4 protein-coding genes are annotated in these 4,645 nt (G+C 71.2%); 1 reads left to right on the forward strand and 3 read right to left on the reverse strand.

The genetic code is table 11. The annotated features are described in order from the left end of the window. Positions 1–23: 23 nt before the first annotated feature. Positions 24–1,502, forward strand: coding sequence for an NCS2 family permease (locus ACFC3F_RS09260; protein WP_376128770.1), 1,479 nt, complete (start codon positions 24–26; stop codon positions 1,500–1,502). 524 nt (positions 1,503–2,026) lie between these two features. On the opposite strand, the gene ACFC3F_RS09265 is transcribed toward ACFC3F_RS09260, so the two are convergent. The 3 genes from ACFC3F_RS09265 to ACFC3F_RS09275 are packed head-to-tail and all read right to left on the reverse strand — an operon-like array spanning position 2,027 to position 4,603. Then, entirely contained in the window at positions 2,027–3,574 is a 1,548-nt protein-coding gene (locus ACFC3F_RS09265) for a polysaccharide deacetylase family protein (protein ID WP_376128772.1), read from the reverse strand. Further along, positions 3,571–4,110, reverse strand: coding sequence for a hypothetical protein (locus ACFC3F_RS09270; RefSeq protein WP_376128774.1), 540 nt, complete (start codon positions 4,108–4,110; stop codon positions 3,571–3,573). The genes ACFC3F_RS09265 and ACFC3F_RS09270 overlap by 4 nt, the downstream gene beginning before the upstream one ends. A 52-nt stretch (positions 4,111–4,162) precedes the next feature. Next, the gene (locus ACFC3F_RS09275; RefSeq protein ID WP_376128776.1) at positions 4,163–4,603 is read right to left on the reverse strand and encodes a nitroreductase family deazaflavin-dependent oxidoreductase; all 441 of its coding nucleotides are present in this window, start codon (positions 4,601–4,603) and stop codon (positions 4,163–4,165) included. Positions 4,604–4,645 lie beyond the last annotated feature (42 nt).

The following is a 4,645-nucleotide window of genomic DNA, read 5'->3' on the forward strand; positions in this document are numbered from 1 at the left end:
TCTTGTCCGAGGAGGTCCCCGACATGACATCAGCCCCCTCGTCCGCGCCCGAAATCACGGACTCGACTCCGAAGAACGGTTTCGACCGGTTCTTCGAGATCACGAAGCGTCGCTCGACGCTCGGAGCCGAGATCCGCGGCGGCGTCGTGACGTTCGTCGCGATGGCGTACATCGTGATCCTGAACCCGATCATCCTGTCCGGTTCGCCGGACGTCGTGGGGGACGAACTCGGATTCACGCAGGTCGCCGCGACGACGGCCCTGACGGCGGGCGTCATGACGATCCTGTTCGGTCTCGTCACGCGTCTGCCGTTCGCGTTCGCGGCCGGGCTCGGCATCAACTCGTTCCTCGCGGTGTCGGTCGTCGGGCAGGTGACATGGGCCGAGGCGATGGGACTCGTCGTCATCAACGGCCTGATCATCGTGCTGCTGGCGGCGACGGGACTGCGCCGCATGATCTTCGATGCCGTGCCGATCCAGCTGAAGCTCGCGATCACGGTCGGGATCGGCCTGTTCATCGCCTTCATCGGCTTCGTCAACGCCGGATTCGTCACGGCGACCGGCACGTCGTCGCCGCCTGTCGGCCTGGGTGTCGACGGGTCGGTCACGACCGTGCCGACGCTCATCTTCGTCATCACACTGCTGCTGACCGGCATCCTCGTCGCACGCAGGGTGAAGGGCGGCATCCTGATCGGGCTCGTCACGGGCACCGTCGTCGCCGTCATCGTCGAGGCGATCTGGAAGATCGGCCCCATGTTCGGCGACGACGGCGTCAACCCGGGCGGCTGGAGCCTGTCGGTCCCCGAGCTGCCGGGGGCCATCGTCAGCATGCCCGACCTGTCGCTGCTCGGACAGGTCGGGTTCGACGCGTTCGCCGGCTCGTTCGAGCGCATCGGCGTGCTCGCGGCCCTCATGCTCGTCTTCACCCTCGTGTTCACGAACTTCTTCGACGCCATGGGCACGATGACGGGGCTGTCCAAAGAGGCGAACCTCGCCGATGCGAAGGGCGACTTCCCGCGCATCAAGTCGGCGCTCGTCGTCGAGGGCATCGGCGCCGTCGCGGGTGGCCTCACGTCGAGTTCGTCGAACACGGTGTTCATCGAATCCGGTGCCGGCATCGGCGAAGGTGCCCGCACGGGCTTCGCGAACGTCGTCACGGGCGTGCTCTTCCTCGTCGCGATGTTCCTGACCCCGCTCGTGTCGATCGTGCCGACCGAGGTCGCCTCGGCCGCGCTCGTCATCGTCGGCGCGCTGATGATGTCGCAGATCCGCTTCATCGACTTCTCGGAGTTCTCGGTGCTCCTGCCGGTTTTCCTCGCCGTGACCGTCATGCCGCTGACCTACTCGATCGCGAACGGCATCGGCGCGGGCTTCGTCGGCTGGGTCATCGTGCGATCGCTCTCGGGCAAGGCCAAGCAGATCAGCCCGCTGCTGTGGATCGTCGCGGCCGGCTTCCTGGTGTACTTCGCACGCGGCCCCGTCGAGGCGATCCTCGGCGGCTGATCCCCCGCTGACGCGACGCGCGTGGCGCCGGGTGCGGCCCGAACTTCGGAGAGTCGCGCGAAGTACGGAGGCCAGGCGGCATCGGGTCCGAACCCCGCGCGAAACCCCGAACCCCGCGCCAAATTCCGAACCTCGGAAGGCAGCGCGACGCGCGTGGCGCTGGGTGGCCTCTCGGTGCGACGCGCGACGCACGTGGCGCTGAGTGCGGGCCCGAACTTCGGAGAGTCGCGCGAGGTACGGAGGCTTGGCCGCATCGAGTCCGAACCCCGCGCGTAACCCCGAACCCCGCGCCAAACTCCGAACCTCGGAAGGCAGCGCAAAGTACGGAAGGCAGTGCGAGGTACGGAGACTCGGCCGCATCGGGTCCGAGCATCGCGCGAAGCTCCGAGTTACGCGCGAAGCTCCGAGTTACGCGCGAAGCTCCGAGTTACGCACGTAGCTCCGAGTTACGCGCGAACCTCCGAGTTCGGCGCGAAGTCCGACGCACATAGCCGACGAGAGCAGCTGGCGGCAGTCGCAGCGGGTCAGCCGGCGCGGCTCCACGCACCGGAGGCGGGAAGAGTCCCACCGAACAGCTGAGAGACGGTGACGAGCGAGAACCCGCGGTCGAGCAGTCCCGCGACGACGGCCGGGGCGACCCGCACGGACCGCTCGTGGATGTCGTGGAAGAGGATGATCCCGCCCGGCGACGCACCGTCGACCGCCGTCGCCTCGAGCACGTCGTCGGCGGGGCCCGCCCAGTCGCGCGTGTCGACGCTCCACAGGATCGCGGGCTGCTGTGCCACGTCGAGCACCCGCTGGTCGTATTCGCCGTAGGGCGGGCGGAAGCTCGCGACGGCCTGCCCGCTGATCCCGCGCAGCAGATCCCCCGTGCGGACGATCTGAGCGGCGACCTGTTCGTCGTCGAGCTCGGGCAGCTGCGGGTGGCTCCACGTGTGGTTGCCGATCAGATGACCCTCGGATGCCACGCGCCGGACGGTGTCCTCGCGCGAGGCCGCAGACGGGCCGAGCATGTAGAAGCTCGCCGCGACGCGCGCCTCGGCGAGAACGTCGAGCAGCGTCGGTGTGAGGCTCGAGGGCCCGTCGTCGTAGGTGAGGGCGATGCACGGGACGAGCGTGCAGTCGACGCGATCGAACCCCGCGGGACCCGACGGGCCGGTGTAGGGCTCGCCGGCGGACCCGAGCAGACGCGCGCCGAACGGCGTCACGAGATCGGCGACGATCGCGGCGGGTACGCCGATCGTGAGCGGCTCGGCCGTCGCGTCGACGCCGAGGGCGCGCAGCGCGGGCGCTTCGAAGCCCGCCGCGATCGTGAAGACGAGGCCGCCGTCCCCCGCGGGCACGGTCGTCGAGAGGGCGGCTTCGATCGCCGCGAGCTGCGCGTCGTCGCCGGCCGCGGCCGGGGCGAGGGTGAGGGCGCCGGCGTCGCGGCGCAGCGCATCGACGACGTCGGCGCTGAGGCGCGCGGCGGCGTCATCGGCCCACAGCTGCGCCGCTGTCACGACCTCGCCCGACGCCGTGTCGGCATAGAACGTCGTCGTGGCATCGGAGCGGGGTGCGTCGGGCCCACCCGCGACGACCCGCACCCGCTCGCCGAAGAAGGGGCCCGCCGCGGCGACGATGTCGCACACGACGGCGGAGCCGCTCGCGCCCACCTCGGCGAGGATCTCGTCCGCCGTCCACGCCGTCGAGCCCGTGATGCACGCGCGGTCGGCGAGTCCCGCGCCCGTCGCCGGCGCGTAGGCGACGCCCGAGGCGGCGGACTGCGTCGCGACGGCATCGCGCACGAGGTCGCCGATCACGGCGTTGAACGCGTCGACGCCCCCGCCCGTCCCGGGCAGCAGGGCGAAGCGCGCCTCGACGCCCACGGCGGCGTTGTGCAGCCGGTACGACGTGACGGATGCCGCGAGCGCGGTCTGCGCCGCGAGGTCGAGGGCCGCGGGCGGGCGGGCGACCGTGATCTCCTCCTCCGCCCAGGACGGCGGTTCCCACGCGGCATCCGTCACGGGCGCACACGCGCCGAGCACGAGCGCCGCCCCGAGCACGACAGCTGCCGCCGCGACTCGCCTCACGGTGCGATCCCTTCGAGCAGCTCGGCCAGGGCCGGCCGGTAGGCCGCCATCGTCCGCCCTTCGGCCGCGGTCGCCGTCACCCGCACGCTGCCGCCGTCCGCGCCGAGGCCCACCGCCGCGACGACGCCGTCGGGCGCCACGTCGACGTGCACGACATCGCGGCCCGTCGTCAGCTGTTCGCCGCGCACGGGCGACGCGATGTCCGGCGTGGCTCGGATCGCGGCATCCGCGGTCTGATCGATCAGCTCGAGCTGCGCCGTCATGCCGCCGTCGGGCGTGCGCACCGTGACGGCCGCGGACGATTCCCGCACGATCGTCCAGCCATCCGGCACGATGATCCCGGCGTCGACGCGATCGGTCTCGAGGGGCGTGGGCGTCACGCCGTCGGACGACGAGCTCGCGAGGTTGGCGATCGACGGCGGGACGGCGGTGAGCAGCGCGAACGCGACGACGGCGATCGCGGCGAAAGCGGCGACGATCGAGAGCAGGACGGCGGTGCGCTGAGACGGGCGGACCCCGCCCGGGGACGCCTTCATCGAGCCGCGAGGGCTCGGGGAGGAACGGGGGGCATGGGCGGATGCCGCCGAATCAGGCCGTCATCGGGTCGAGGACGAAGACGGCGATCACGCGATCGGTCTTCTCCTGGTAGTCGGCATACGCGGGGAACGCCGCGACGGCCCGCTCCCACCACTGGGCGCGCTCGTCGCCGCTGAGCTCGCGGGCGCGGTAGTCGCGCGTGACGGCGCCGTCCTGCAGTTCGACGTGATCGTGGGCGCGCATGTTGCCCGCCCACGCCGGCTCCTTCGGCGCACCGCCCATCGAGGCGACGGCGAGGTAACGGCCCTCGTGCTCGACGCGCATGAGCGCGGTCTTGCGCAGGGCCCCCGTCTTACGGCCGACCGTCGTCAGCACGATGATGGGCATGCCGCGGAGCTCGTTCGCTTCGGTGCCCCCGCTCGCTTCGAACGCCTCGGCCTGTTCACGTGCCCACTCCGAGGTGGACGGCTTGTATTCTCCGGTCAGTGGCATGCCTTCAGGGTATCTGCGTTCCCCTCCCAGGAGCCGTCGCTG

Source organism: Microbacterium sp. NPDC055910 (genome assembly GCF_042271185.1).
In the GTDB taxonomy this organism is placed as follows: Bacteria; Actinomycetota; Actinomycetes; order Actinomycetales; family Microbacteriaceae; genus Microbacterium.

Excerpts from the sequence above, each read along its gene's own strand:
- ACFC3F_RS09275 (WP_376128776.1), bottom strand. The coding sequence starts at position 4,603 with ATGCCACTGACCGGAGAATACAAGCCGTCCACCTCGGAGTGGGCACGT.
- ACFC3F_RS09270 (WP_376128774.1), bottom strand. The coding sequence starts at position 4,110 with ATGAAGGCGTCCCCGGGCGGGGTCCGCCCGTCTCAGCGCACCGCCGTC.
- ACFC3F_RS09260 (WP_376128770.1), top strand. The coding sequence starts at position 24 with ATGACATCAGCCCCCTCGTCCGCGCCCGAAATCACGGACTCGACTCCG.